The sequence below is a fragment of the Pantoea latae genome (genome assembly GCF_002077695.1).
Classification (GTDB): domain Bacteria; phylum Pseudomonadota; class Gammaproteobacteria; order Enterobacterales; family Enterobacteriaceae; genus Pantoea; species Pantoea latae.
In genome coordinates, this window is sequence record NZ_MWUE01000033.1 from 228,925 (window position 1) to 253,550 (window position 24,626).

At 54.3% G+C, this 24,626-nt stretch carries 25 protein-coding genes and 1 pseudogene; 16 read left to right on the top strand and 10 right to left on the bottom strand.

Annotation, left to right across the window (positions count from 1 at the left end; genetic code table 11):
• The first annotated feature begins 62 nt into the window (after positions 1-62).
• Together B2J69_RS20935 and B2J69_RS20940 are read left to right on the top strand one after the other, a co-directional pair.
• Positions 63-1,442, top strand: coding sequence for an MFS transporter (locus B2J69_RS20935; protein ID WP_081141972.1), 1,380 nt, complete (start codon positions 63-65; stop codon positions 1,440-1,442).
• Entirely contained in the window at positions 1,439-1,834 is a 396-nt protein-coding gene (locus tag B2J69_RS20940) for a DUF4440 domain-containing protein (RefSeq protein ID WP_081141973.1), read from the top strand. Before B2J69_RS20935 ends, B2J69_RS20940 begins: the two co-directional genes overlap by 4 nt.
• A 22-nt stretch (positions 1,835-1,856) precedes the next feature.
• Here the strand turns inward: B2J69_RS20940 and B2J69_RS20945 are convergent, their stop codons facing one another.
• Positions 1,857-2,726 carry a LysR family transcriptional regulator gene (locus B2J69_RS20945; protein WP_081141974.1) on the bottom strand — a complete coding sequence of 290 codons (870 nt, stop codon included), beginning with the start codon at positions 2,724-2,726 and terminating at the stop codon, positions 1,857-1,859.
• A 116-nt stretch (positions 2,727-2,842) separates the two neighbouring features.
• On the opposite strand from B2J69_RS20945, the pseudogene B2J69_RS24485 reads away from it, so the two are divergent.
• From B2J69_RS24485 to B2J69_RS20960, 4 genes and pseudogenes are all read left to right on the top strand, one after another.
• Positions 2,843-3,031, top strand: a pseudogene (locus B2J69_RS24485) (SDR family NAD(P)-dependent oxidoreductase); the annotation flags it as partial.
• A gap of 5 nt (positions 3,032-3,036) precedes the next feature.
• Complete coding sequence (locus tag B2J69_RS24560) at positions 3,037-3,132, top strand: SDR family oxidoreductase (RefSeq protein WP_236722760.1); 96 nt, start codon at positions 3,037-3,039, stop codon at positions 3,130-3,132.
• A gap of 157 nt (positions 3,133-3,289) precedes the next feature.
• Complete coding sequence (locus tag B2J69_RS20955; protein WP_081141976.1) at positions 3,290-3,874, top strand: TetR/AcrR family transcriptional regulator; 585 nt, start codon at positions 3,290-3,292, stop codon at positions 3,872-3,874.
• A 60-nt stretch (positions 3,875-3,934) separates the two neighbouring features.
• A complete protein-coding gene (locus tag B2J69_RS20960; protein WP_081141978.1) occupies positions 3,935-4,627 on the top strand; it encodes an aspartate/glutamate racemase family protein in 693 nt (230 codons plus the stop codon).
• A 58-nt stretch (positions 4,628-4,685) separates the two neighbouring features.
• Here the strand turns inward: B2J69_RS20960 and B2J69_RS20965 are convergent, their stop codons facing one another.
• From B2J69_RS20965 to B2J69_RS20985, 5 genes are all read right to left on the bottom strand, one after another.
• A complete protein-coding gene (locus tag B2J69_RS20965; protein ID WP_081141980.1) occupies positions 4,686-4,937 on the bottom strand; it encodes a hypothetical protein in 252 nt (83 codons plus the stop codon).
• 23 nt (positions 4,938-4,960) lie between these two features.
• Positions 4,961-5,503, bottom strand: coding sequence for a cytochrome b (locus B2J69_RS20970; protein ID WP_081141982.1), 543 nt, complete (start codon positions 5,501-5,503; stop codon positions 4,961-4,963).
• Positions 5,500-6,546, bottom strand: a complete 1,047-nt coding sequence (locus tag B2J69_RS20975) for a catalase family peroxidase (protein WP_081141984.1) — start codon at positions 6,544-6,546, stop codon at positions 5,500-5,502. Before B2J69_RS20975 ends, B2J69_RS20970 begins: the two co-directional genes overlap by 4 nt.
• A 57-nt stretch (positions 6,547-6,603) precedes the next feature.
• A complete protein-coding gene (locus B2J69_RS20980) occupies positions 6,604-7,188 on the bottom strand; it encodes a DUF308 domain-containing protein (protein WP_081141986.1) in 585 nt (194 codons plus the stop codon).
• Between the two features lie 361 nt (positions 7,189-7,549).
• Positions 7,550-8,413 carry a LysR family transcriptional regulator gene (locus B2J69_RS20985; protein WP_081141988.1) on the bottom strand — a complete coding sequence of 288 codons (864 nt, stop codon included), beginning with the start codon at positions 8,411-8,413 and terminating at the stop codon, positions 7,550-7,552.
• 168 nt (positions 8,414-8,581) lie between these two features.
• Between B2J69_RS20985 and B2J69_RS20990 the strand changes: the two genes are divergently transcribed.
• From B2J69_RS20990 to B2J69_RS21000, 3 genes are read left to right on the top strand one after another with little or no spacing between them, the layout of a single operon-like run.
• A complete protein-coding gene (locus tag B2J69_RS20990) occupies positions 8,582-9,763 on the top strand; it encodes a M20 family metallopeptidase (protein ID WP_081141990.1) in 1,182 nt (393 codons plus the stop codon).
• 1 nt (position 9,764) lies between these two features.
• Positions 9,765-10,568 (top strand): transporter substrate-binding domain-containing protein, encoded by an 804-nt coding sequence (locus B2J69_RS20995; protein ID WP_081141992.1) that lies wholly within the window; start codon positions 9,765-9,767, stop codon positions 10,566-10,568.
• Positions 10,555-12,183 carry a M28 family peptidase gene (locus tag B2J69_RS21000; RefSeq protein ID WP_236722761.1) on the top strand — a complete coding sequence of 543 codons (1,629 nt, stop codon included), beginning with the start codon at positions 10,555-10,557 and terminating at the stop codon, positions 12,181-12,183. Before B2J69_RS20995 ends, B2J69_RS21000 begins: the two co-directional genes overlap by 14 nt.
• 87 nt (positions 12,184-12,270) lie before the next feature.
• On the opposite strand, the gene B2J69_RS21005 is transcribed toward B2J69_RS21000, so the two are convergent.
• On the bottom strand, positions 12,271-13,335 hold the full coding sequence (locus B2J69_RS21005) for a mechanosensitive ion channel family protein (protein WP_081141994.1): 1,065 nt from the start codon (positions 13,333-13,335) through the stop codon (positions 12,271-12,273).
• 353 nt (positions 13,336-13,688) lie between these two features.
• Between B2J69_RS21005 and B2J69_RS21010 the strand changes: the two genes are divergently transcribed.
• On the top strand, positions 13,689-14,330 hold the full coding sequence (locus B2J69_RS21010; protein WP_081141996.1) for a TetR/AcrR family transcriptional regulator: 642 nt from the start codon (positions 13,689-13,691) through the stop codon (positions 14,328-14,330).
• Between the two features lie 276 nt (positions 14,331-14,606).
• Here the strand turns inward: B2J69_RS21010 and B2J69_RS21020 are convergent, their stop codons facing one another.
• Both B2J69_RS21020 and B2J69_RS21025 read right to left on the bottom strand, forming a co-directional pair.
• Positions 14,607-14,900, bottom strand: a complete 294-nt coding sequence (locus B2J69_RS21020; protein WP_081142000.1) for a YciI family protein — start codon at positions 14,898-14,900, stop codon at positions 14,607-14,609.
• A gap of 309 nt (positions 14,901-15,209) precedes the next feature.
• A complete protein-coding gene (locus B2J69_RS21025; RefSeq protein ID WP_081142003.1) occupies positions 15,210-16,265 on the bottom strand; it encodes an acyltransferase family protein in 1,056 nt (351 codons plus the stop codon).
• Between the two features lie 557 nt (positions 16,266-16,822).
• Between B2J69_RS21025 and B2J69_RS21030 the strand changes: the two genes are divergently transcribed.
• Complete coding sequence (locus B2J69_RS21030) at positions 16,823-17,404, top strand: DUF4142 domain-containing protein (protein ID WP_081142005.1); 582 nt, start codon at positions 16,823-16,825, stop codon at positions 17,402-17,404.
• A gap of 247 nt (positions 17,405-17,651) precedes the next feature.
• Here B2J69_RS21030 and B2J69_RS21035 read toward each other — a convergent pair whose 3' ends face one another.
• Positions 17,652-19,613 carry a sigma-54-dependent Fis family transcriptional regulator gene (locus B2J69_RS21035; RefSeq protein ID WP_081142007.1) on the bottom strand — a complete coding sequence of 654 codons (1,962 nt, stop codon included), beginning with the start codon at positions 19,611-19,613 and terminating at the stop codon, positions 17,652-17,654.
• A gap of 186 nt (positions 19,614-19,799) precedes the next feature.
• Here B2J69_RS21035 and B2J69_RS21040 point away from each other — a divergent pair, with 186 nt between their 5' ends.
• The 5 genes from B2J69_RS21040 to B2J69_RS21060 all read left to right on the top strand — a co-directional run bounded on the left by B2J69_RS21040 (position 19,800) and on the right by B2J69_RS21060 (position 24,598).
• Positions 19,800-21,248, top strand: coding sequence for a sugar porter family MFS transporter (locus tag B2J69_RS21040; RefSeq protein ID WP_081142009.1), 1,449 nt, complete (start codon positions 19,800-19,802; stop codon positions 21,246-21,248).
• Positions 21,249-21,261: 13 nt separating this feature from the next.
• Complete coding sequence (locus tag B2J69_RS21045; RefSeq protein ID WP_081142011.1) at positions 21,262-22,275, top strand: Gfo/Idh/MocA family oxidoreductase; 1,014 nt, start codon at positions 21,262-21,264, stop codon at positions 22,273-22,275.
• On the top strand, positions 22,275-23,054 hold the full coding sequence (locus tag B2J69_RS21050) for a TIM barrel protein (protein ID WP_081142013.1): 780 nt from the start codon (positions 22,275-22,277) through the stop codon (positions 23,052-23,054). The genes B2J69_RS21045 and B2J69_RS21050 overlap by 1 nt, the downstream gene beginning before the upstream one ends.
• An 85-nt stretch (positions 23,055-23,139) precedes the next feature.
• Complete coding sequence (locus B2J69_RS21055; RefSeq protein WP_081142015.1) at positions 23,140-24,063, top strand: substrate-binding domain-containing protein; 924 nt, start codon at positions 23,140-23,142, stop codon at positions 24,061-24,063.
• Between the two features lie 325 nt (positions 24,064-24,388).
• Complete coding sequence (locus B2J69_RS21060) at positions 24,389-24,598, top strand: YdgH/BhsA/McbA-like domain containing protein (protein ID WP_081142017.1); 210 nt, start codon at positions 24,389-24,391, stop codon at positions 24,596-24,598.
• Positions 24,599-24,626 lie beyond the last annotated feature (28 nt).

Genomic DNA, 24,626 nt, shown 5'->3' on the forward strand with positions numbered 1-24,626 from the left:
ATTTATCCCGCTCCTCGCGATGCCTATACTGCGCCCCTTGTGCCGATCTTTCCGAGACTAAAATGAGCTATCGAGTGCGCGTTGCCAGCGTCTATTTGCTGGGTTTTTTCCTTGATTTAGTCAATATGTTTATCGCCAGCGTCGCGTATCCAGCTATTTCGCGACGTTTAGCCGCCTCGGTGAGTGAGCTGGCATGGATAAGTAACGGCTACATTCTGGGCCTCACGCTGGTTATTCCTCTTAGCCGCTGGCTGGCGAGACGAGCTGGCGCAAAACGCCTTTTCATGTTTTCTCTGCTGTTTTTCATGGTCGGCACCGTCGGTGTAGCGGCCTCTTTCTCTGTTTCGCAGCTGATTGCCTGGCGCTGGGTGCAGGGCATCGGCGGCGGACTCTTGATCCCCATTGGCCAGACAATGACCTATGCGCTCTATCAAAGCCATGAACGCGCAAAGCTCTCCTCTGTGGTGATGCTGATCGCCCTGCTGGCGCCTGCGCTGTCACCGGCTATCGGCGGCGTGCTGGTCGACTGCCTCAGCTGGCGATGGGTATTTCTGGCCAGCCTGCCGCTGGCCGCGCTCGCGCTTCTCCTGGCCGGGCTCTGGCTGAAAGAGGATGCGCGCGGCCCTTCGCGCGAACGGTTGGATATGGTGGGGTTGATGAGCGGCTGCGCGGCGTTAACCCTGATCCTTCTCGGGCTGACCGGGCTGGGGGAGCCTCACTATCTCAATCAGGGCGCGATGCTGCTGTTAACCGGCGTGATGGGCCTGGCGGGCTACGTCTGGCACGCCCTGAAACAAAGCACGCCGCTGCTTAATCTGCGTCTGATTAAGGATCCGCTTCTGCATACCGCCATGCTGATTTATCAGTCTGTACCGGGCGTCTTTATCGGCGTGAATATGCTCGCCATGCTCTACCTGCAGAATCAGCTTGGCATGCCTGCCAGGGTTGTCGGCGCGATGATGCTGCCCTGGTCGCTGGCTGCTTTTGCCGCGATCGGTCTGACAGGCAAAAAGTTTAACCGCTGGGGGCCGCGCCCGCTGTTTATCGCGGGTTGTCTGGTTCAGGCCGCCGGCACGGGCGCGCTGGCGCTGACCGGCCACGCAGCGGATACGATAGTCTGCGTGTTTGCCTTTGCGCTGATGGGGTTTGGCGGCAGCTTATGCAGCAGCACAGCGCAAAGCGCCGCCTTTCTTCAGATCGCGGAGGATGAACTTGCTGATGCCAGCGCGCTGTGGAATATCAATCGCCAGCTCAGTTTCTGCCTGGGCGTTACGCTGATCAATCTGCTGTTTAATCTGATCGCCAACACCGGGCTACCGACGCAACAGGCCTGTCGCCTTTGCTTTGTGATAGCAGCATGCAGCGCCGTTATTCCCTTGTTGTGCTGTTTTCGTCTCGCCAGCCACCACGTCATACCTGCCGTTAATCAGGAGTCGCAATGAATCGTTATTTCAGAGAAGTCGTGGATGCCCACGCATTAATTCGCCGCTGGTTAGGGGAGGCAGATGCCCCTGATGAGGTATGCGAAAGCTTACTGTCACGGTTTAGCCCGGCATACTCAATGGTGACGCCGGGCGGTCTTCTGCTCAATTTTACCGCCTTAAGCGCGTTTTTCCGCACGCAGCGCGGCGCCCGTCCGGGTCTGACTATCGACATCGACGATATGCAGATCATTGCTGAAAACGAAACCGGGGCGACGGTGGTATATAAAGAGTTACAGCAACAGCCCGGACAGGCGGCAACGCGCCGTTTTTCCACCGTGGTGTTTGAACGGGATCACCATGCTCAGGCGATCTGGCGGCATCTGCATGAGACTGCTCTGCCGCCAGCCTGACCGGCTGCTGGCTCCGCCGCTATCATTGCGTTCTCATCACCGGATCTACCAGAAGCGTATCAGCGATATCCAGCATGGCGCGCAGGCGATCCATATGCCGCAGATCCTGATGGTATCCCACCCAGATATCGCGGGATGGCGGCGGCTCCGCCGTCTGGATACGTTGCAATCCGGGCAGCGTATCGCCAAGCGGCTGGGGCAGCACCGCAACGCCCATGCCGCGCAGGCACATCTGCGCCTGCACCGCTCGGCTGGTGCTGGTGAAAACGCGCGGTGACTGAGGGAATCGATCAAGCAGCCAGGCGACGTCAGGAAAGTGGGACTGCGCGGTATTCATCAGGATAAGGCCGACGGAGGCGGGATCGTTCTGCATCGCCTGCGCGGTTGCAGAAGTGCCATAAAGCCCGTAGGCAATGCTCATCAGACGACGCTGGACAATATCCGGTTCGGTAAAGGGAACGATGCGAAAAGCGACATCGGCGTCACGACGCGACAGGCTGAGCAGGCGATAGCTGGCGATCACTTCCGGTACGATGGCGGGATGGCGGCGCGTCAACTCGCTCAGCACAGGCGCCAGCACGGTGGTCGCAAACCACTCCGCAGAAGAGATACGCAATATACCCTCGAGACGATCGTGATTGCCCGCCAGTCGCCTCTCCAGCGCCAGCGCGGAATTTTCCATCGATTCGGCGAGGTTCAGTATGGCGTCTCCGGCGTCCGTCAGCACCAGCCCGTCGCGCGTTCTGCGGAATAGCGCCTGCTGCGCCTCGTTCTCCAGCGCCTTGATCCGACGCCCCACCGTGGGATGGCTCACGCCAAGCGTGCGCGCGGCTTCGCCAAAAGAACCTTTGCGGATAACCGCAAGAAAGATCCGAACGTCACTCCATTCCATCTTCTATGTACCGTTCAAAAATGAACATCAAATATACAAAAGTGTCAGTTCCTAAACAATGTTGTAAGCCTCAACCTGTTCTCTTTAATCCAACCGGCACAGCGGGAGTCAAAGAGATGAAAAAGTTAGAAGGTAAGGTCGCACTGGTCACGGGCGCCTCTAAGGGCATCGGCGCAGGCATTGCGCGTCAGCTGGCGGGCGAGGGCGCCAGGGTTGTGGTCAACTACGCTTCAGGCAAAAGCAGCGCAGAAAGGGTGGTGAACGATATCATCGCCGCGGGTGTACAGGCCGTGGCGGTCGCGGCGGGCAGGTGCAGGATGTTGCGCCGATTGTCGCCTTCCTCGCCTCGGACGACGCGGGATGGATAACGGGCGAGATCGTGCTGGCTTCTGGCGGTATGCGCTGACCGATCTTCTCCTGATCATGGTGGGTAGCCTGCGCTGGCTGCGCTGCGCAGGCGGCGCCTTGACAGGCAGGCTACCTATAGGTAGGTTGACTCAGGTAGTATCACCATTAGATGCAGGCATCCTGCCTGCGCCTGTATCGCTACGCTGAGACGCTTTATGACCGAACTTTCACCAAAAGCGAATGAAATCGCTCTCCATGCTCGTCGCATGCTAATCGCTGGCGGCTATAAAAGCTTTAGCTATGCCGATATTGCCGAACGGGTGCAGATCCGCAAAGCCAGTATCCATCACCATTTTCCCAGTAAGGTAGATCTGGTGCGCACCGTCGTGGCGCAATATTGTGAGGAGGCGCGCGCCGGAATGGCAGCGCTCGATCATCAGCTCAATGACCCGCTGGCTGAGCTTAACGCCTATATCGGCTACTGGTCGCACTGCATTGAGGATGGCTCTTCTTTATTCTGTCTGTGCGCCATGCTGGCGGCTGAATTACCCACGCTGCCTGAGGAGATCGCAGCCGAAGTCTCGGGTCATTTCCGCGATCTTTCCGGCTGGCTGACCTCGCTGCTGGAGAAAGGGCAAAGCCAGGGCACCTTCCAGCTACAGGATGCGCCAGACGTCGAAGCGAAGGCGCTGATGGCAACGGTGCACGGCGCCATGCTTTCAGCGCGCGCGTTTAACCGCGCCGGGCTGTTTCATCAAATCCTGCAGCCGGTGTTAAACCGTATTGTCGCAACGGCCTGACCCGCACGATAAAAGGCGTTGCCGCCTTTTCTGCCAGCCTCTGAACGGAGTGAAAATAGCATGCAAACCATTGGAATATTGGGCGGTATGTCGGCGGCTTCCACCCAGATCTATTACCGCAAGATGTGTGAGCTGGTTCGTCAGCGCCTGGGGGGACTGCATTCGCCCGAGTTGCTGATTCGTTCTCTTGATTTCGCCACCATTGAGCAGCTACAGGCCAGCGGTCAGTGGGACGAGGCGGGTGCCATCTTAAATGCTGAAGCAAAGGCGCTGGAGCGTGGGGGTGCTGATTTTATCGTGCTGGCGACCAACACCATGCACAAGCTGGCCGGGCAGATGATGGACGGCGTCAGCATTCCGCTGTTGCATATCGCGGACGCCACGGCCGAGCGAATTCGTCAGGCGGGTCTGCGCGCGCCGGGTTTGATGGCCACCGCCTTTACCATGGAGCAGCCTTTTTACCTCGGCCGACTGCGGGCGGCCTCACTTCAGCCTGTGGTTCCTGAGGCTGCCGACAGAGCGGAAGTGCATCGCATTATTTATGAGGAACTCTGCAAGGATATCGCGACCTCCGCCAGCCGCGCGGTGTATGAAGGCATCGCGCAACGATTAGCGCAGAACGGCGCCGATTGTGTGATCCTCGGCTGCACGGAAGTCGGCATGTTGCTTAATCAGGAGAATGTCTCCTTTCCCGTTTTCGACACCACGCTGATCCACTGCGAGGCGGCGGTCGAGCGGGCGCTCGGTTCCTGATCAACGCGCGTTCATCGCTCGCAGAGGGTTTTTGCCACCTCATGCGAGCGTTGACCTGTTAGTTTTTCTCCAGCACTTCCCGCGATTCATTCACCAGCATTCTGACCACTCTGTCTACCAGCATCGGCGCGACGTGGTTGAGCTCCTGGTCCTTTAACAGCTTTTCGGCAAGGGTCAGCGCGAAATGGCGTACTGCCTGATTGTCACCCCGACTGACCGGCAGATAATCCTCTCTCTCTGCCTGAATAGTTTGCTCTGCGCCTTCAGGCGGACGCGCTGTTTTGCTGTCAGGAAAACGGATAACGGTCACTATTTTTCTCCCTTAACGGCAGGCTAGTCACGGCGTCGCATGCCGGTCATAGTGCGAAACACGCCATCCCGCAGGATAAAAGCGTGCAGCAGCGCGGCCGCCAGATGCAGCATCACCGTCGCGAATAGCGCGAGCGCCACCCAGCTATGAAGAGGACGCAATAGTGCATACCCGTCGTTAGTGACGGGCAGGAGAGGCGGCAGAACAATACCGCCGCCCAGCGTAACAGGATAACCGGCAGCAGAAAGCATCGCCCAGCCGATCAGCGGCTGCGCCAGCAGCAGCAGGTAGAGGATCCAGTGGGAAAAGTGCGCCGCGCCGCGCTGCCATGCGGGTAACGACGCGGGCAGGGCGGGCGTCGCGGTGGCAAAACGCAGCCACAGGCGCACCACAACTAAAACCAGAATCATCACGCCCAGCGGTTTATGTATCGCCAGCAGCAAGCTATGCAGAGAGGAGACGCTGGCGACCATCGCCACACCGATAAACAGCATGGTGAAAATCGCTGCGGCCATCAGCCAGTGCAGCAAGCGCAGCGCCGGGTGAAAATAGTCAGCGTGCTTCATAATTTTGCTCCTGCCTGTTCACGCGTGCGTAAATTGTACGATTTGGCATAGGCTGATGAACGCGCATTCAATAACGGATCGTCAGAGGCGGCGATGCCGTCGGGCAAAATCAACGGATCAAAATTGATGTCATTGCACGGCCCCTGCTGCTGGGGCGTGGCCCGGTTGATCACCAGTCTACCAGCATTGATGGTTTGACGATCGGCTGGCCAGGCGGCAGCGGCATCATTGCTTTTGTCGCCCGCCTGCGCCAGCGTGATCACCAGATCCCAGCTGAGCGGACCGCGATCGAGTCGCTGTAAAATATCTTTTTGCAGAAAATCAGCGTCGTGTTGACTGGCCTCGCTGACTGGCTCCTCTGCAATCGTCGGCACCATGCTCCAGCGAACCAGATGTGACTGGCCCGCCTGATCAACCAGCCGGAAGGCGTTGAGGCTGTTAAAGCGATCGCTGGCCCAGCTGGAGGAGGGCTTATACTGCTTTGCCCATGCAAAAAAGGGTTTGACTTCCGGGTGGCTGGCGATGAATGCGGTGAGCTTCTGCGGACTGGCTTTTCCGGTTTGACTCTCTGGCAGCGTAGCCGTTTGCAGCTGGTAAAACGCGTCGACCGAAGAGACGGGAAAGAAGGGCATGGCATTCATCCCCGTGCGCCACTGCTCGCCATTCGCCTGCTGAAAAAGCAGAGCCATGCTGCGTACCGGCACCGCATAATCTGGCGCATGCGGATTGCCGCCTGCGATAGCGAAACGTCCCGTCACGGCTGTTTCGCCTTTGGCGAACAGCGCCGCGCGCGATAAACCGCTGGCGTTGCCATTAGAAATAAAACGGCCGAGTATGCATATGCCTTTAGCGTGGTTGCGGCGATAGGTCGGGTGTACGCCCGATGATTTTTCTAATACCGTGACCAGTTTATCGGAGGTCAGACGCGCAGGTGTCAGCCAGCCGCCCGCCCAGAGAAATAATAAGGTGATCGCCAGAGGGATAATGCCCGTTAGCGCAAGAAGCGGCAGTGCTCTTTTGGTGAACAGTGGGTGTATTTTCATTTTTCACTTCAGGTTTGTTATTTAAAGGCGAGATGCCGTAATAAAAGCAGCCTGTTATTAAGAGGCGCTAACTTGCCTGCTTCTGCGAATAATCACGCTAAGCGACAGTGCTGAAATAAGAAAATAGAAGGCGCCAAAAGCGGCATAGCCTGCAATATTGATAATAGAGGGCGGCACAACCCCTTGAGCCTGAAAGATAAAAAACGCACCCGCCAGGGCGGACTGCGCCCCGCTCAGTGCCATACTCCACTGGGCATTGTTATGTTTCCATCGCAGCACAGCGGCGCCAAGCTGTAACAGCCCGGATAAAATCGCCCATGCGCCAAACACCGCGATGACCGCATTCATGCTCTCTCTGGTGGCGAATATCACCGCCAGCGTAGTCAGCGCACTAATAAGAATATTGGCGGTCTGCATGCGGTTTTTTCCGAAGCCGCCGCTTTGGGTAGCGTCAATATAATTTGCCAGCGCATCCCACGCAGGATAGATAATAAGCAGCAGAGCGCCAATATAGCTGGCGTGCTGACCGACGATAAACGCAGCAGCAACCCATATTAGTGAAAACGCAGCGCGTAAATAGTAATATTTTTTCAGCCAGTATTGTGAAGGCAGACCTTGCAACGGCTTGATGTTGAGTGGCATTTTACTCTCCTGCTCGGCATGTTATTTGAAATCGGCGTTAACACATATTTAACCTGTCTAACCATCCTACTGGTAGGTTGGTTAGCTGTCAACGCGGCTGACGGGTTTCCCGATGGCTTGCCGCAAAAGGGTAAAAGGGGGGATGAGAAGGATGGGGAAACGTATTTGAAGGCGAATGATTGATTTAAGGGTTCACAGGTGCGCTGGCGGCATTGAACAAAAAAGCGAGAACGCTAATCAGGGACGCTGTGAGAGTGAGCCAGCTAGCGAAGGGTAGGTCATTCAGGTGCGCTGGCCAGCTTATCCAGATCCGCAGCAGCGACGAGATTCGCTCTGGCATGCCAGATGCGGGTCAGACAGGTTAATTTTGTGACACGCCGAGGTCCGGAAACATTTCCACAAACGGCAGGATCACCGATGCGTCGCTGCTGGCATGATGATAAAGCAACCATGTCCTGCTTTTTAACGCTTCTCCTGCGACCCTGATTGGCTGGCGGCATAAGCCTTCCGCCAAAGGTTGATAGCTTGATACGATGGCATATCCCAGCCCACGCTCAACCATGGCCAGACACACTTCAAGTTTATCGACCTGCATCGCTACACGCGGTGAAAGAGAATAGTTGGCATTCCACCAGCGCTCAATCAGATGGGTGACATGCCCGCCATGATTAATACGAATCTGCGGTAACTGAGGTAGCAGGCGAAGATCCAGGGGCTGCTGGCTCACTAGCCAGTAATCATCCTCATCCACCAGTCGTTTGCCGTTACGCCAGTGATAGTCATCTTTAACCAGAGCAACCTGAATCTCCTCGCGCTGCAGTTTTTGATACATCTCTTCGCTGAGACCGCTTATCAGATTGACGCGAATGCCGCTGTGTATCTCAGCGAAGCGCGCCAGAATATCGGGGAGTCGATAGGCTGCAAAATTGCTGGTGACGCCAATACGCAACTCCCCCTGGCGCGGCTGTGACAGGCTTTGTAGCGTCTGCCTAAGCTGCAGGGAATCATTTAAAACCCTGGCGGCATGCTGAGCCAGGTAGCGGCCCTGCGCGCTGAATGTCATCTGGCGTCCGCTTTCTTCAAACAAAGCGATACCCAGTTTGCGCTCAATTTGCTTCAGGCGATAACTGAGCGCGGGTTGTGAGGTATAGAGCTGCCGCGCGGCACGCGTAATATTCTGATGCTGCCAGACAGTATGAATAATCAGCCAGTCTTTTTCGTTCATTATCCGCTCCCCTTGTGTGCATCCATAAAATATTTTTTTCTTTAACAGTGCAAGAGATAAAAAAGCTCAATTGGGCATCTATTTAAAGGCAGAGTATAAATGACTAACACGCTGTAGTTATTCAGATTAATTGCACCACAAAAGTGAAACACCAGGGAAATATGCACCATGCTCGAACAAAAAAATAAAATCCTTTTTGCGATCGAAGAGATTAGCCAGCAAATGGCCACTCTGGCGCGCGATATTCATGCGCAGCCTGAACTGAGTTTCGAAGAGCATCATGCCAGCGCCGCGTTACAGGCTCCCCTGCAGGCCGCGGGATTTTCCGTGACCCGCGGTGTGGCCGGACTTAAGACGGCATTTCGCGCCCGCTTAGACAGCGGGAAGCCTGGCCCGCATGTGGCATTGCTGGCTGAATACGATGCGCTGCCAGAACTTGGCCATGCCTGCGGACATAACCTGATTGGCACCGCTTCGGTTGCTGCCGCTGTTGCACTGGCAACCAGCGGCACGCTGCAATCCGGCGTGCTTGAAGTGATCGGCACGCCAGCGGAAGAAGAGGGCGGAGGAAAAATTATCATGGCTGATAACGGCGTGTTTTCCGGTATCGACGCGGTCATGATGTTCCATCCACGCGAAAAAAATATGATGACCCGCGGTGCGCTGGCCTGTGTCGATGCCACGTTCAAATTCTATGGCAAAGCGTCACATGCTGCCTCGGCGCCGCATCTGGGCATCAGTGCGCTGGATGCGGTTATTCAGACATTTGTCGGAATTAACGCCTTGCGCCAGTTCTTCACCGATGATGTGAGAGTGCATGGCATCATCACGCACGGTGGGAGCGCCACCAATATTGTTCCTGCTTATGCCGAAGCGAAATTCCTGATGCGTGCCGCTAGCGTGAGCGGGCTGCAGACCGTGCGCAGCAAAGTATTCGCCGCCGCGCAGGGCGCAGCGGCGATGAGCGGAGCACGCCTCGAAATCGAGGAGGGCCTAACCTACGCGGAGCGGAATAACAACCTGACGCTGGCGGGTCTGTTTCAGGCCAATCTCGAGCAACTCGGTCTGGCAGCAGAGGCTGCGCCGGAACGCGGCGGCGTGGGCTCATCGGATATTGGCAACGTCAGTCAGCTCACCGCCGCGATCCACCCTTATTTACGCATTGGCGATGTTATCCCTCATACACCTGAGTTTGCGGTCGCTGCGGCGTCAGACCGTGGGATTGAAGCCATGTTGAATGCGGCCCGCGCCCTGGCGATGACCACGTTAGACCTTCAGCAGGCTGATACGTTAAAGAACGTGCGCAATGAGTTTCTCGCCTGGCAATCATCCGTTTCGCAGGAGAAATAATATGAAAATAACCCTACCTATGATGGCAGCGTTAACCCTCGCCTTCAGCAGTCCGTTATTCGCAGCGAATAACATTTTACGCGTCGCGGCCGATCTGAGTTATCCGCCATTCCAGTATCGTGATACCTCGGGTAAGCCCACCGGTTTTGAAATAGACATTACCAATGCGGTTTGCAAAGCGGTAAATATCACCTGCGAATATGTTGTCAGCAGTTTTGATGCTGAAATTCCCTCTCTGATGGCCAAAAAAGTCGATTTCATTTCTCCTCTTGGCGCGACGGAAAAACGTCGTAAGTCTATCGACTTCAGTGACTTTATTTATCATATCCCCACTAAACTGGTGGCGCGCAAAGGCAGCAATTTACAACCTGATGCCGTGTCGCTGCAGGGTAAACATATCGCCGTTCAGCAGGGCTCGATCCAGGAAATGTACGTGAATCAGTTCTGGGCGCCCAAAGGCGTGGATATTGTGATGTATGCCGATCAGGACTCCATCTATCAGGATCTGGCAGCAGGCCGACTCGATGGTGCGCTGAGTCCGGGTGTCGCCGTCACCTACGGTTTTTTGAATAAGCCTGAAGGCAAGGATTTCGTGCTGACAGGCCCGGAAGTGCGTGACGATAAGCTGTTTAGCATTGGCTCTGCATACGGTGTGCGTAAAGGTGATGAAAAAACGCAAAAATTACTGAATGAAGGCCTGGCGAAAATCATGGCGGATGGCACGTGGGAGAGAGTGAAACAACATTATTTTGGCGATCTGGAGATGAAAGTCACGCGCATGGAGCCCGCTCGTGTTAATCAGTGATCTGAAAAAGCTGATGTATGAGACGCTGTCGCAGTTTCAGCATCTGCATCGGCTATCAGGTAGCGCAGACGCGGAACAAAGTGTTGACTGGCTTTGTGAACAGCTACGGGCGCGGGCCATTCCGTTTCGGCGTAATTTTTGCAACCTCTGGCTGAGCGATCCGCTGGATGCCTCATTGACTGTAGCGGGCCAGCGGATTGACGCTAAAACACGTTCGTTTTCTGCCAGTTGCCCCAACGGGGTAGAAGCCGAATTATTTTATGATGCACGATCGCTGGATTTTCTTCCTGAAAATGCGTTGGCTGCCTGGGCAGAGAGCGTACGCGGTAAACTGGTGCTTGCCGACCAGGGCTTTGAGGAGTACGTGCAGCGCCTGATGCACGCGGGTGCCCTGGGGCTCATTCATATCTGGGGATCAGCCGAAGCGGCGCTCCATGAAGAAACGGTGGGGCCTGTCTGGGGCACGCCAGTACCTGATGATATGCAGCGTTACCCTGCTATTCCGGTGATTAGCATTAACCAGCAGGATGGTTCCCGCCTGCGAGCGCAGTTATCAGCGGCTCCACTCCAGGCACATATCACCACGCTTCTTGATGAACATGTCGCGTCCTGCTCATTGCCGGTCGTCGAGCTGTCCGGCAGCAGTGATGAATTTGTCCTGCTCTCATCCCATTACGACTCATGGCACGAGGGCGTGACAGACAATGCCACGGGCAATGCCCTTTGCCTTGCCCTGGCTGCGCTGTTTCATGGTCAGGTATTGAAGCGGGGTATACGTATCGCTTTCTGGCCGGGCCATTCCAATGGCCGCTACGGCGGCTCAACATGGTATGCCGATCGCTTCCGCTCACAGCTCATGCACAACTGTATTGCACATATTAATGTCGATTCACCAGGCTGCATGGGCGGATCAAAATTAGTGATTAATGCCAGCGGCGCAGAATCCGTTGCCTGGCTCAATCAGGCCATTGTTGTTACCACTGGCGAAGCAGCGGACCGCGTAACGCCCCTCGGTAAAGGAGCAGATCAGTCCTTCTGGGGGTTAGGTATTCCCCTTCATTTTTCCTTACGTGAGGTGCCTGAACAGCGGCAATCACTCTCTCCGGGTAGCGGGGGAGGCTGGTGGTGGCACACGGAGGAAGATACCTTAGACAAGGTCGATGAAAATCACCTGTGGCGGGATTTTCGTATTCATCAGCACTGGCTAGAGTCGCTACTGGTTGAAGAGACGCTGCCACTGGATGCCCTGCAATATCTGACGCTGATGGACGAAGCGCTGACACAACTGCAAAATGAAATTGACCCGACGTTTTCATTGAGCCCGTTGCACGAGCGGATTGCCGCCCTGATGACGCTGGTTAGAAGAGAGAGTTGTCAATCTTCTGCGCTGGCTCAAGCCGTTGGGTTATGGCATCGAGCCCGTTATCGGGCCAGCGATGATTTCCATCCCGATCTGAGTTTTCACGGCGGGGCCTTTCCCGGCCTTCAGTTATTACGCGGTTTTCGTCGTCAGCAATGCAGCGCTCGTTACTGGTTGATGCTAGAAACACAATTTATCCGGCAGCGGGATCGTATTAATGAGTTTCTTCGCTACAGTGAGCGCATCCTGCTCTGAACGTATCCGTATCAGAAAATTGCATTGCCAGCATTATGTCGGCCTGATGCGGGCGCAAAACCCGCATCAGGCGAGAGCGTCCGCTCGTCAGGCATCATCACTATTCAGCGTCGCCCTTATACGCGGCAGGCTCTGAGGATAATTTTGCTGAACAAACTCAATCATTTTTTCCCGCACGTAGCAGCGTAAATCGAAAGCGGTGGGAGAATTCTGCGCCGTCATCAGCAATCTGACCGTCATGGTTTTTTCAGTGGTGTCGGTCACCTGAAGCACCTGCGTTTCCCGATCCCAGAGTTTGGTTTCATTGAGTATTTTTTCAAAATGCTGACGCAGAGGCTCTAACGGCATGGAATAGTCGAGATAAAGAAAAACAGTGCCCAAAATTTGCGCATTCGTACGCGTCCAGTTCTGGAACGGATTTTCGGTAAAGTAGGTGATCGGCAACACCAGCCGGCGAAGATCCCAGAGACGCACCACCACATACGTCAGATTGATCTCCTCAATCCAGCCCCACTCTTTTTCCACAACCACAGCATCGTCAATTTTTATCGGCTGGGTAAAGGCGATCTGGATGCCGGCAAACAGGTTAACCAGCGATTTTTGCAGCGCAAAACCAATGATGATACCGGCCACCCCGGCGCCCGCCAGGATAGTGGTGCCGAATTTTCTCACTCCAGGAAAACTGAGAAGGATCAGGGAGAGACAGAGCGTAACGAGGACAACGATAGCGACCTTTTTAACATACATGATCTGCGTGCGTATTTTCCGCGCGCGCAGATTATTGGAAATATTAATGTCATAGCGGATGAAAAGCATATCCTGCGCGACATTAATAAAGCGAATTAAAATCGAACAGAAAGAGAGAATGATGAATATATTAACGGTTGTAATAATAAAGCTAAGGGATTCTGGCTGGACGTTGACATAATTAATCCCCAGATTGATCAGCAGTAAAGGAATAAAAAGAAACATCGAGCCGCGCAGATGCTTTTCAAGGGATTTAAATAGCTTACGGTCACGGCTTTGCCAGTAACGAATGAAGCGGAGAAGGATAAAACGCGTTAAAAAACCCACGGCGAGCGAGAGCGTGACGAGCAATACAGCAGGCACCCATGATGGCGCGCCAGATAACTCACCAAATAACAAAGGCATTATTTTCCCTTATATTCAGCCAACAACCACGTTGTCAGACAAGTCAAAAAAAACAGTAACCTTTCTTATTCAGGTTATCTGCGGATTACCTTATTCACGCTCATGAGTATATGAAAAATCTAATAAACTGGCCTCTTTATGGGTACAAAAAATCTCTGGCAGTGCCAGGTAAAGACTGACTGGTGACGGCAAAGCTGTTCACCGCTGCACTTTTTCAACGGGTTAGCGTCTGCTGCCGGGACAGCGCGGGCATGTCATCACGGGCAGAGTAGAGTGCAAAAGCCTGCGTTGCATCAGCGCTTTCAATTGTAGATTGTTCGATCTACAATTCATCATCAGCCCAGGAGAAGCAAATGAAACCATCTGTTGGCAGGCCAAGAGAGTTTGATCCCAAAGAATTTTTGAACACCGCGCTCGAATGCTTCTGGGTAAAGGGTTATCGGGCAACCTCGCTGTCAGACCTGATGAAGGCATCAGGTCTGGCAAGCGCCAGCATTTATAAACTTTATCCAGACAAGCGAGCCATTTATCTGGCTGCGCTGCAACACTACATGGATGAAGGCGCGTCCCGAAGAGCGCAACGACATGCCGAGGTCTCACCAGAAGCGGCATTGCGTGAAACCCTTGAGTATGTAGCGCTGCTATCTTCTGCCCCTGATGGAGAGAAAGGGTGTTTCACTATTGCGGCAGCCAGCGAATGCTTACCGGGCGACGAACAGGTTAAAAGCAAAGTCTCTTCTAAATTTAAAAATATAATCAACGATCTGCAGAAAGTATTAAGGAAAGGCCAGGCGCAGGGCGTTTTTCGTCAGGATGAGGACGCAGGCGTGATGGCGCAAACTATTTTTATGATGCTCGAAGGCATGCGGATATATGGCAAAATTCAGCCTGCTATCGACGATCTCAGAAAGAGTAATGATTTTATTGTCAGAGCGGTACTGTCGAACTCCGACGTTAATGATGAAGATGTGCTAACAGGACATCAACATGATTAACGCGGGAACCTTGGTTCGACGTCGAAAAAGAAAGAGAACCATGGTGGTGCTTGAATGCCAGGAGGATTGGGTTTTATGCGGTTGGTTTGATAAAGGGCGCTTTTATCAGCGACGTTTTCCCGTGACTGAATTAATAATGTGCACAGCCTGGTCAGATTTTTGGCCTGTCACCTGATAGCGCTGCATCCGTATGGCGGATAAGACCCGCAATGGTGCTTGCCTGCATCAGGCAGTGCTATCCGTTTAGAACAACGCTGTCGCTTCACCAAAAGGAGATTAATGATTAAGCATATCCTCAAAGGCCAGACTCCAGGATAACACCTCAACAGATGCGCGTAAGCCATGTAGCCAGAAAGGATCGTCTGCAAATATTGATAAGGCCTGCTCTTCATTTTCAGCCTCAACTATCCACAGCGCGCCAACCGGACGATCGCTATTTTTCTCGCGCAGTGAACCGGCCGCCTTAACCACATCTTTTTTTTGCTTCAACCACGCCAGATGTGGATGAAGATACGCTTTTCTGACATCAAATGCTGTTGGGTGATCGGTAAATCGTAATGCGAAAAGCATTTCCTCTCCTTTTCCACAGACTGCCTGGTCTGCTTAGCGTTTCATCATGCTAAATATGCTGCTGCTGTAGTGCCTCATCAAGTGATAGTTCTCGCCAGGGCATGCTGCTTATAACGGCAGGAATCATATTTACTTGTGCCGTTTAGATCCAGCTTGTTAATCGCTACTAGCGGATAATGAAGATTATCACACTGTTCAGCGCTGCCAACGGCGTCTCTTCTGGGGGAGGAATTTTTCTGAGCAGGCTGAAAACTTTTTCAGCCTGCTCAGGCTAGCGCTGTTATCCAGGACGCGGCGAGTGATCAGATCCTACGCCCTGGCCGGACGATCAACGACCTGACCTAGCGCATTCCGCAGCGCCGGCTCAGCGTATTGGGTAATAAGCCAGGCAACGTAATAGAGCGCGGTAGCGACCACCACGGGCAGCGCTATCATCACTGCCTCATTTTTGATATGGACATTCAACTTGACCATCATGGCGATCAGCAGGTTTTCATGGATCAGATAGAGCGCATAACTGACAAAACCGATGGCGGTGAAAAAACGCACCGAGAGCCAGCGCTCCATCTGTTTTGAGTAGAAGCTGGCGATAAAAAAGAGCATCACCACTACTAGCGGTACGATCGTCATAACACCGTTGTTTTTAACGTAATAGCTAAAGTTGATCAGCAAGGCCAGGATGACCAGCGCATAGTGATAGCCTTTATCGCGTCCGTGTAAGCGCTCATAAACCAGACAGCCCACCATAAACCAGGCGTAATGTATAAAGCCGAACTTTGAAATAACATCAATCAAGAGTGGATGGCCGAGGGATTTCAGTACCGACGATGCGGAAAGTAATAGCATTGGAACGATGAGCGCCGGAAGGCAATATTTTCGTCCGGCAGTGAAATAGACAGCGCCGATGATGAGATAAAATAGCGCTTCGACATATAACGACCAGAACGATCCCGCCATCGAGCGGAATTCGATGCCGGTAAGTTGCGTCAGGGTTTCAGGATTAACAAAGATGAGTCCGGGAATAAGATTCTTGCTTTCCGGCGTATGCTCTGACCATTCAGGAAAGAATCCGGCAGTAAAATAGAGCAGAAGGGTAGCAACCAACATGGCTGGAAACAGGCGCAGCCAGCGTTTTTTCAGGAAATGACCATAACTACGCGATTTATCCAGCGTCATAAAAATGACAAATCCGGAGATCATAAAAAATAACTGAACCCCCACCCAGCCAAATGCAAATAGTGGGATATGTTGTGTCGTCGCCGCATAAGGTAATAATTCAGGCCATCTTGCATAGGCGTGATAAGCAATCACCATCAGGATCGCTAAGCCTCGCATGCCATCGAGATGCGTAATACGTGGGTGCATATATTCCCCTGGAAAAAGACGAGCAAAAAAGAAAGGCCAAATTAGCATTGACACAGATTTACACTCAACCAGAATTGTCCTGGAAAATAAGGGGGAATAAATCAGAGTGGCGCTAAAGGTTTATTATCATCCAGCCCGCTCTCTAATAATTTATGGCTGTAATATAGCTGAAAGTGTGATGGATTAATATTTACACCCTTATTATAAGGGTGCTTATTAATATCCGGCCATCTGCGGCTGGAGTCTGCTAATAATAACGACACCCTGGCTTTTACTCAGCAGGTGTTTAAGGTTTCAGTTATTTCATTATGATATGCCCACTTATCGCGCCAACACAGAGCCTGTCTGATCGGTCAGGGCAACGATGCCGCTATAGCTATCTCCTGGCCCCTCTATCAACGAGGTCATCATCTGTCGTCCGCCTTCAGAAGCTTTCCTCAACGGCTGTCTCAAATCATTGATCCACTATACTCGTTGTTGCAGCTGCCATTTACCTACCAGGCTGCGCACCATAAATACCTTATACGAACCCTACCTATGACCCTCAGGAGAACACCATGAACAAGCATAAAACCCTGAAAGGGCTGCTGGCCGTATCGGCAGTTGTTGCGATGTTCAATGCTGCTGGCGTGCAGGCCCAGACGCCGACGAGCGCCGCGCAGACAGGCGCCGCAGGCCAGACCGCATCGAACGGCAAGCTCAGCGCCGGCGACGAAAAAGCGTTGAAGGATATGGCGCAGGCCAATATCAATGAAGTGGCCGCCGCCAAAATTGCGCTCAGCAAGGCGCAAAGCAGCGAAGTGAAAGCCTTCGCGCAGAAAATGGTGGAAGACCACAGCAGCGCGCTGACTAAAGTCCAGACGGTGGCCCAGCAAAAGGGCGTTACGCTGCCGACTGAGCCGGACGCTAAGCACAAGGCGATGGCAATGAAGCTGGAAAAAGAGAGCGGCGCCGCCTTTGACAAGATGTATATGCAAAACGCTGGCACTAAAGACCATAAGATGGTGCTGTCGACGCTGCAAAGCGACGCCAAAAAAATTAAGGATCCCGATGTGAAGACGCTGGCCGACGCGCATACCCCAGTGGTTGAGGAGCATCTGAAGGCCGCCCAGCAGATGTCGATGTCAGCAGGTAAATAAATCGGGTAGTCGTTGGTTGGCTGCATAATGTGCAGATAGTTATGGCGGGAGTATCAATGTTGAGGCGTAACCGAACAAGGATGATTTTTACGTCAGGCGTGCCCATTGATACTTCCCCATCTGCTGTCGCAGCCTGATAAGCCTCAACCAGCAGCCTTGATGCGAAGCAGCCCTTCGACAGGCTGCCTCATGCACACGGGGCGTGGCACACATCAGCGTCCCATATCCGCTACATCACTCGCTACGTTCAACGAGCGCTTTTTCTTAATGCGCGATAATCTATTTTCCAGGCATTAAGTTTGTTATACAGCGCGGTGCGTGAGATACCTAACTGCTGTGCAGACTGACGCAGATTCCCCTGCTGTTCATCAATCACCTGCAGGATATGTGCGCGTTCCAGATTTTGCAGAGAAGGTTGCCTGTCTTCATTCACATTATTGACGGCTGAGTTTAGTAGCGACTCAGGAAGCTCTGCACGCGTGATCTCTAACCCTTCACACAGGTTAACCACGCGCTCGATCACGTTTTCCAGCTCGCGCACGTTTCCCGGCCAATCCCATGATTGCAACCCCGCCATAGCATCCGGCGCGACGACGGGCGGAATGCGTTTCAGACGTGCGCACAGTGCCTGAATGAACGTGTTGACGAGTTCTGGAATGTCCTCACGCCGGTCACGCAGCGGAGGGATCTCCAGTGAGATGACGTTCAGGCGATAGTAGAGATCGCGCCGAAAAGCGCCTTTCTCTACGGCATCAAGCAGATTGCAATGGGTTGCCGCAATAATACGCACGTTGACCTTCACCGGTTGCGCTGCGCCGATGCGCAGCACTTCACTCTCCTGCAGCACCCGCAGCAGGCTGGTTTGCGCTTCAAGCGGCATCTCGCCAATTTCATCAAGGAAAAGGGTTCCACCGTCAGCTATCTCAAACTTGCCTGCTGAACCACCCCGACGTGAACCTGTGAAGGCGCCATCTGCATAGCCAAACAGTTCACTCTGAACCAGATCGCGCGGTAAGGCGCCGCAGTTAAGCGCGATAAAGGCTTCCTGCTGGCGCGGGCTGGCGTTGTGAATCGACTGGGCAAACAGCTCTTTGCCGGTTCCGCTTTCGCCGCTCAGCAGCACCGTGCTGTCGGTGCGGCTGCTGGCGCGTGCTTTCTGAATTGCCTGCTGCATGCGTGGCGCATGGCCGCGAATCATCTCAAAGGTGTAACTGGCGCTCACGCCCATGACCCTGCGCGTAATGGCGCGGATACGCTGATTTTCACGCAGAGAGAGAACGCGCCCTCCATCCGGCGCGGGCATCAGCGAGAGCAGGCAGGAGAGGGGAGCCAAACCTTCCGGCATAAACTGCAGCTCACGGTCATTACAGAACGGCATGGTCAGCAGCGATCCACCCTGTGGACGCAGCAGTTCGTCAATCGATGTCCCCTGCGGATCAAGCCCGCTGAATATCTGGCGCGCATAGCGGTTAAGCGTTTTGATGCGGCCCTGTTTATCACAGACGATCACCCCTTCATTCAGGGTTTCCAGGATGGACTGCTGTTCCGCCAGCAAACGCCTCAGCATGAGCTGCTGCCCGATTGCTTCTGCCGCCGCCTGTACCGTACCCAGAGTATGTGCGTTAAAGTTTTCCGGCGTGGCGGTCAGGGTCAGGACGCCCGTTAGCTGGCCGCTGGCGTCGCGTACCGGCGCGGCGGCGCACTGACGGCGACGTTTACGCAGGCTGATCTTCCAGTTTTCCCCGCTCAGCACGTACACCAGCCGCTGTTCAATCAGACAGCGCGCGGTGCAGTTGGTACCCAGCACCTCTTCGCGCAGGATGCTGCCAACGGGCGTCAGATCCGCGCCGCAAAAATGCAGCGTGACGCCTTGCGCGTCGGTCAGGTTGATATGGCCGTCTGGATTATAGGCCAGCAAATTTTCCATGATGCTGCGCGCCACCAGAATCAGTTCGGCGTTGTGTTCAAGGATGGCGTCCAGCTCATGCGCAGGCGGGGCGGTATAGATAAAGCTGTAGGGATCGATGGCCTGCTGCTGCGAACGCTGCCATGACTGCAAAATGCTGTACCGCAGCGTTGAGGGCTGTTCACCCTGCATAAAAGATTGCCAGCTTTGCCATAACAGCGCATCCAGGCTGTCAGCTTCCGCTCTGTCTGGCAGGCTAAAAATCGCATCGCTCTCATCACTCAATAACCGTTGCTGTTTCACCGACCTCTCCCACTGAACGAAATGTCCATTTTATTGACATGTTAAGTTGGCATGTAAATTTTGTTGCCAACTTGTGAGCTGAAGCCGTGCGAACGCTCACAAAATTACCCTGATTTCAGTTGGCATCGCCTTTGCAATGAAGGATGCAAAGAGGTGACTTGAATGAGATAAGGAAAATAAGTCTTTATGCGCAAACATAATTTACGGTTGATTCTGTTTATCTGTGGCATCGCTTCACTCAGCGGTGTGATTCTGGGCTATGACGCGTCGGTGATCTCGGGCGTGATTGAACCGCTGACAGAACATCTGGCGCTGACGCCCTTGGAGAGCGGCTGGGCGGTCTCTAATGTCATTCTCGGCTGCATCGCTGGCGCATGGGGCGTTGGTTATGTTTCCGATCGTATTGGCCGCAAATCCACGCTAATCGTGACCGCCATCCTCTTTGTGCTCTCAGCGACTGGCTCAGCGCTGGCCAGCACCCTGACGGAGTTTGTTCTCTGGCGGCTGGTGGGCGGTCTGGCGGTTGGGATGGCCTCGGCGATTACGCCCTTGTATATCGCCGAAGTCTCCCCGAAAGACTGGCGCGGGCGCATGCTCGGCCTGCAGCAGATGCTGATGGTGGGCGGACAGGTAGCGGTCTATATCGTTAACTACCTGATCGCGCGCGGTATGTCGCATCAGTGGATTGTCAGCGAGGGCTGGCGCTGGATGCTGGCCTCTGGCGTGGTGCCCTGTGCGCTGTTTCTGCTGCTGGTTCCGTTTATGCCGGAGTCACCGCGCTGGCTAGCGCTGAACGGCAAAACAGCGCGCGCCCGCGCGGTGCTGACCCGGCTGTCGAATGCGCAGCACGCTGAACGACTGCTGCAGGAAATCCTGACGGCCAATCAGCACGACCATGCCTCCGCCAGCCAGCGCGGCATCCTGCGCGATGCGCGCGCCCGCTATATCCTGCTGATTGGCTGCGCCATCGCTATTTTGCAGCAGATATCTGGCATCAACATTCTTCTCTATTACGCCCCCTCGCTGCTGCAAAACATCACCGCCAGTACTCAGGCCTCGCTGTTCCAGAGCATCTTCCTTGGCCTGGCGCTGCTGGTTGGTGTGGCCGTTTGCCTGAGCACCATTGACCGCGCAGGGCGCATGCCGCTGCTGCGCTGGGGCGCGCTGGGGTGCGCGCTCTGTCTGATGTTTACCGCCTGGGCGTTTATCACCGAGGCGGGCGGGATTCTGCCAGTGGTGGGGCTGGTGGCCTTTGTCCTGATCTTTGGCCTGTCATGGAGCCTCGGTGCCTGGCTACTGATCTCTGAAATCTTTCCCAACCGCATCCGCGCCGTGGCGATGGGCTTTGCATTCGCTTCTATGTACCTCGCGAATTTTATCGTTACCCAGAGTTTCCCGATGATGAACCGCAGCCGGGTGTTGATGGATCACTTTCATGGGGCTTTCCCGCTGATGCTGTGCGCCGTGGGGTGTCTGGTGGCGTTCTGGTTTGTCCGCCGCTTTTTACCAGAAACCCGAGGCGTTTCTCTTGAGCATATCGAGCCGCTGATGCTCTCCAAATCTCGTCGTTTCGCCGCAGAGGCGCAGCGATCTGATCAACAACCTTCCTCGCCCGCATGGGCGAAAGCGAAATAACAAGGAGTTTTTTATGAACCAGCAAACAGTGCGTGTAGGGTTAATCGGCGCGGGCCGTATGGGCAGCTTCCATGCTGAAAATCTGGCGTATCGCGTGCCCGGCGCAACCCTGGCGGCGATTGCCGATCCCTTTCCCGGCGCAGCGGAAAAGCTGGCTACCCGGCTGGGCGTCAGCAAAGCGTACAGCGATCTGCATGCGCTTCTTCAGGATGCAGAGATCGATGCCATTGCCATCGCTGCCCCGGCACGCACCCATGCTGAATGGGTGATTGCCGCTGCGAATGCCGGTAAGCATGTGTTTTGCGAGAAACCGATGGCCGTTACGCTGGAGGAGGCAGATCGCGCGATTGCCGCGGCAAAACAGGCGGGTGTGGTGTTACAGGTAGGGTTTAATCGTCGCTTCGATTCCGGGTTTGCTGCGGCAATTGCAGCAGTAAAAAATGGCGAGAATGGTACAACCCAGCTTAGCCGTTCGGTGACGCGCGATCCGGGCCTGCACGATCCGGCACCGATTCCGCAATGGACAATATTCCTCGAAACGCTCATACACGACTTCGACACGCTGCTGCATTTCAATCACGGCGCGAAACCGGTTGAGGTTTATGCGCTGGCAGATGCGCTGGTAAGACCGGATTTTAAAAATAAAGGCCTGCTGGATACCTCTGTGGTGACTATCCGCTTCGATAACGGTGCTATCGCTATCGCCGAAGCGAACTTTCAGGCCGTGTATGGCTACGACGTGCGCGGTGAGGTCTTTGGCAGCAAAGGCATGCTGCAGGCGGGTCATATCAATGCTAATCACTGCGTGCGTTACACCGCCAGTGGTATCGCTGTCGACACCTCGCGGCTGGATTCGGATTTACTGCGCGAAGCGTATGTGGCGGAAATGACTGAATTCGCCCGCTGTGTCCGCAGTGGAGAAATGCCGCGCGCGACCGGTGAAGATGCGCGTAACGCACTGGAAATCGCGTTGGCCTGCATTGAATCTGTTAAGCGCAACCAACCTGTCACACTGGGAGGACGCTGATGGCTGGTTATCAACTCTCCGTATGCGCTGAAATGGTCTTTCTCGAACTGCCCTTTATCGAGCGCGTGAAACGCATTCATGAACTGGGTTTTGGCGTCGAAATCTGGGGCTGGGCCAACAAGGATATCGCGGCGCTGGCGGCGACCGGCGCACGCTTTACCTCCATGACCGGCTATCTGAGCGGTAATCTCACCGACGATGCGGAAATTCAGCAATTGCTGCAAAGCGCTGAAGCGTCGCTGTCGGTGGCTGCACGGCTCAACTGCCCTGTGCTTAATCTGCATGGCACAGGCCTTAACGATCGCGGCCTGCCGGTAAAGCCCGTTGCGACAGTTAGCGGCGCCATGTGGCTGAAGGCCGTCGATACGCTGCGCCAGATCGCGCAGCTCGGAGAAAGTGCCGGGCGGGTTTTCACCCTCGAGAACCTTAACCTTCCGGTTGATCATCCCGGCACGCCGTTTGCTCTGGCGGCCGATACGCTGGCGCTGGTTGAGGCCGTCAACAGCCCAGGGCTAAAGATGAATCTGGATCTTTACCATGCACAAATTGGCGAAGGGAATCTGATTGAACTGATGCGGCGCTGCGGTGCGGCTATCGGGGAAATTCAGGTTGCCGATGTACCGGGACGCCAGCAGCCGGGAACAGGTGAGATAAACTATCGCGCCATCGCCCGTGCATTGCAGGAGATGGGTTACAGCGGTACGGTCGCCATGGAGGGCTGGGCCAGCGGCGATAGCACGGCGGCGCTTCAGCAGTTCCGCGATCACTTTACGTTATAAACGTCATACGTCGGGTATTTGCCTGTTACCCGACGTTAAAAAACCTCTGAAAACAATAATGATTTCAACCCTACAGGAACAGATCATGAACATCAGAACCCTTCTTCTTTGTCTCTGCTCTCTGCTGCTCAGCGTGAGTGTCAGCGCCAAAACCTTCACCGTTGGCGTGGCGCTGGCTAACTTTGACCTCAACTTTGTCTCTATCCTGCGCAACCAGATGCAGCAGGAGCTGAAAGCGAATCAGCTCAACGGGCAGTTTGTTGATGCGAAAGGCGATGTGGCGCTGCAGGTGCAGCAGGTGGATGATTTTATCAATCAGGGCGTTGACGCCATCATCCTTAATCCGGTGGATACGCAGGGCGTGTTGCCGATGATCACTGCGGCAAAAAACGCCGGTATCCCACTGGTTTTTGTTAACCGCAAGCCGGAAATGAAGTTGCCTGCTGATATGGCTTATGTCGGTTCAGATTCTGCGTTGGGCGGCGAAATGCAGATGGAGGCGCTGGCAAAAAAAATGCACTACAAAGGCAACGTAGCCATTTTGATGGGCGCGTTGTCGAACGAAGAGGCGCGTGAGCGTACCCGCGCAGTAGAAGGGGTGATTGCCAAATATAAAGATATGAAGGTGATTGAGAAGCAATCTGCAAAATGGCAGCGCAATGAAGCGGTAGATGTGGTCTCAGGCTGGCTATTGAATCAGCGTCCGATTGACGCCATTGCCGCCAATAACGATGAAATGGCAATCGGTGCCATCATGGCGTTGAGCCAGGCGAAGAATGAAAAAATTCTCGTTGCCGGCATCGACGGAACGCCAGACGGTCAGCAGTTTATTAAAACGGGCAAAATGGCGCTGAATATTTTCCAGGACGCTAAAGGACAGGCCACCGGTTCGGTTCAGGTAACCAAAGCGCTGCTGGATAAGCAAAAGGTTGAGGCGTTCAACTGGGTGCCTTATCAGCTTATTACGCCTGAAAATTACCCAACATTTTCAGCTAAAAAGTCACAATGAATGATGCAGACAATATGAGCGGTGATTTTCCTCATCGGCGTGCGGCAACAAAGGCCACGTCTGCTTCTGGCAAAAAGCGGGCGCGCGCGGGACACGTTCGCTCATAATAAGGTCCTTCCAGACCCCCTTGCTGCGATCGCTCAGGGGGTTCATAAAGCTTCTTTAAGCCTTCTTCATTATGTGCAGAGCGCCCCGCCAAACTCATTCACTTTTTTTGAATCTTCAGAGCAAATTAGTCCGCTTTTACCCGCAGGTTTTCAGGCGCATGATTATCACATCGAGGCAGAACGCCTCACCAACCTGAATAATCATTAAGGAATCGACCATGAAAACCATCAAAAATTTCGTTGCAGTTGCCGCTCTGTCACTGGTTTCATTCGGCAGCTTCGCTCAGAGCATCACCGCTTCCGCCTCAACGCTGGACGCGGCAGAAGCGCAAATCGCTGCGCAGGCGCATCAGGCTGGCGCCTCATACAAAATTACCGGCGCACGCTTCGATAACGGTGCTTACGTGTCGGCTGAGCTGGTTAAATAATCCTGCTTCACTGCTGTTTCAGAGGCCG

Excerpts from the sequence above, each read along its gene's own strand:
- B2J69_RS20935 (WP_081141972.1), top strand. The coding sequence starts at position 63 with ATGAGCTATCGAGTGCGCGTTGCCAGCGTCTATTTGCTGGGTTTTTTC.
- B2J69_RS20940 (WP_081141973.1), top strand. The coding sequence starts at position 1,439 with ATGAATCGTTATTTCAGAGAAGTCGTGGATGCCCACGCATTAATTCGC.
- B2J69_RS20945 (WP_081141974.1), bottom strand. The coding sequence starts at position 2,726 with ATGGAATGGAGTGACGTTCGGATCTTTCTTGCGGTTATCCGCAAAGGT.
- B2J69_RS20955 (WP_081141976.1), top strand. The coding sequence starts at position 3,290 with ATGACCGAACTTTCACCAAAAGCGAATGAAATCGCTCTCCATGCTCGT.
- B2J69_RS20960 (WP_081141978.1), top strand. The coding sequence starts at position 3,935 with ATGCAAACCATTGGAATATTGGGCGGTATGTCGGCGGCTTCCACCCAG.
- B2J69_RS20970 (WP_081141982.1), bottom strand. The coding sequence starts at position 5,503 with ATGAAGCACGCTGACTATTTTCACCCGGCGCTGCGCTTGCTGCACTGG.
- B2J69_RS20975 (WP_081141984.1), bottom strand. The coding sequence starts at position 6,546 with ATGAAAATACACCCACTGTTCACCAAAAGAGCACTGCCGCTTCTTGCG.
- B2J69_RS20980 (WP_081141986.1), bottom strand. The coding sequence starts at position 7,188 with ATGCCACTCAACATCAAGCCGTTGCAAGGTCTGCCTTCACAATACTGG.
- B2J69_RS20985 (WP_081141988.1), bottom strand. The coding sequence starts at position 8,413 with ATGAACGAAAAAGACTGGCTGATTATTCATACTGTCTGGCAGCATCAG.
- B2J69_RS20990 (WP_081141990.1), top strand. The coding sequence starts at position 8,582 with ATGCTCGAACAAAAAAATAAAATCCTTTTTGCGATCGAAGAGATTAGC.
- B2J69_RS20995 (WP_081141992.1), top strand. The coding sequence starts at position 9,765 with ATGAAAATAACCCTACCTATGATGGCAGCGTTAACCCTCGCCTTCAGC.
- B2J69_RS21005 (WP_081141994.1), bottom strand. The coding sequence starts at position 13,335 with ATGCCTTTGTTATTTGGTGAGTTATCTGGCGCGCCATCATGGGTGCCT.
- B2J69_RS21010 (WP_081141996.1), top strand. The coding sequence starts at position 13,689 with ATGAAACCATCTGTTGGCAGGCCAAGAGAGTTTGATCCCAAAGAATTT.
- B2J69_RS21020 (WP_081142000.1), bottom strand. The coding sequence starts at position 14,900 with ATGCTTTTCGCATTACGATTTACCGATCACCCAACAGCATTTGATGTC.
- B2J69_RS21025 (WP_081142003.1), bottom strand. The coding sequence starts at position 16,265 with ATGCACCCACGTATTACGCATCTCGATGGCATGCGAGGCTTAGCGATC.
- B2J69_RS21030 (WP_081142005.1), top strand. The coding sequence starts at position 16,823 with ATGAACAAGCATAAAACCCTGAAAGGGCTGCTGGCCGTATCGGCAGTT.
- B2J69_RS21040 (WP_081142009.1), top strand. The coding sequence starts at position 19,800 with ATGCGCAAACATAATTTACGGTTGATTCTGTTTATCTGTGGCATCGCT.
- B2J69_RS21045 (WP_081142011.1), top strand. The coding sequence starts at position 21,262 with ATGAACCAGCAAACAGTGCGTGTAGGGTTAATCGGCGCGGGCCGTATG.
- B2J69_RS21050 (WP_081142013.1), top strand. The coding sequence starts at position 22,275 with ATGGCTGGTTATCAACTCTCCGTATGCGCTGAAATGGTCTTTCTCGAA.
- B2J69_RS21055 (WP_081142015.1), top strand. The coding sequence starts at position 23,140 with ATGAACATCAGAACCCTTCTTCTTTGTCTCTGCTCTCTGCTGCTCAGC.
- B2J69_RS21060 (WP_081142017.1), top strand. The coding sequence starts at position 24,389 with ATGAAAACCATCAAAAATTTCGTTGCAGTTGCCGCTCTGTCACTGGTT.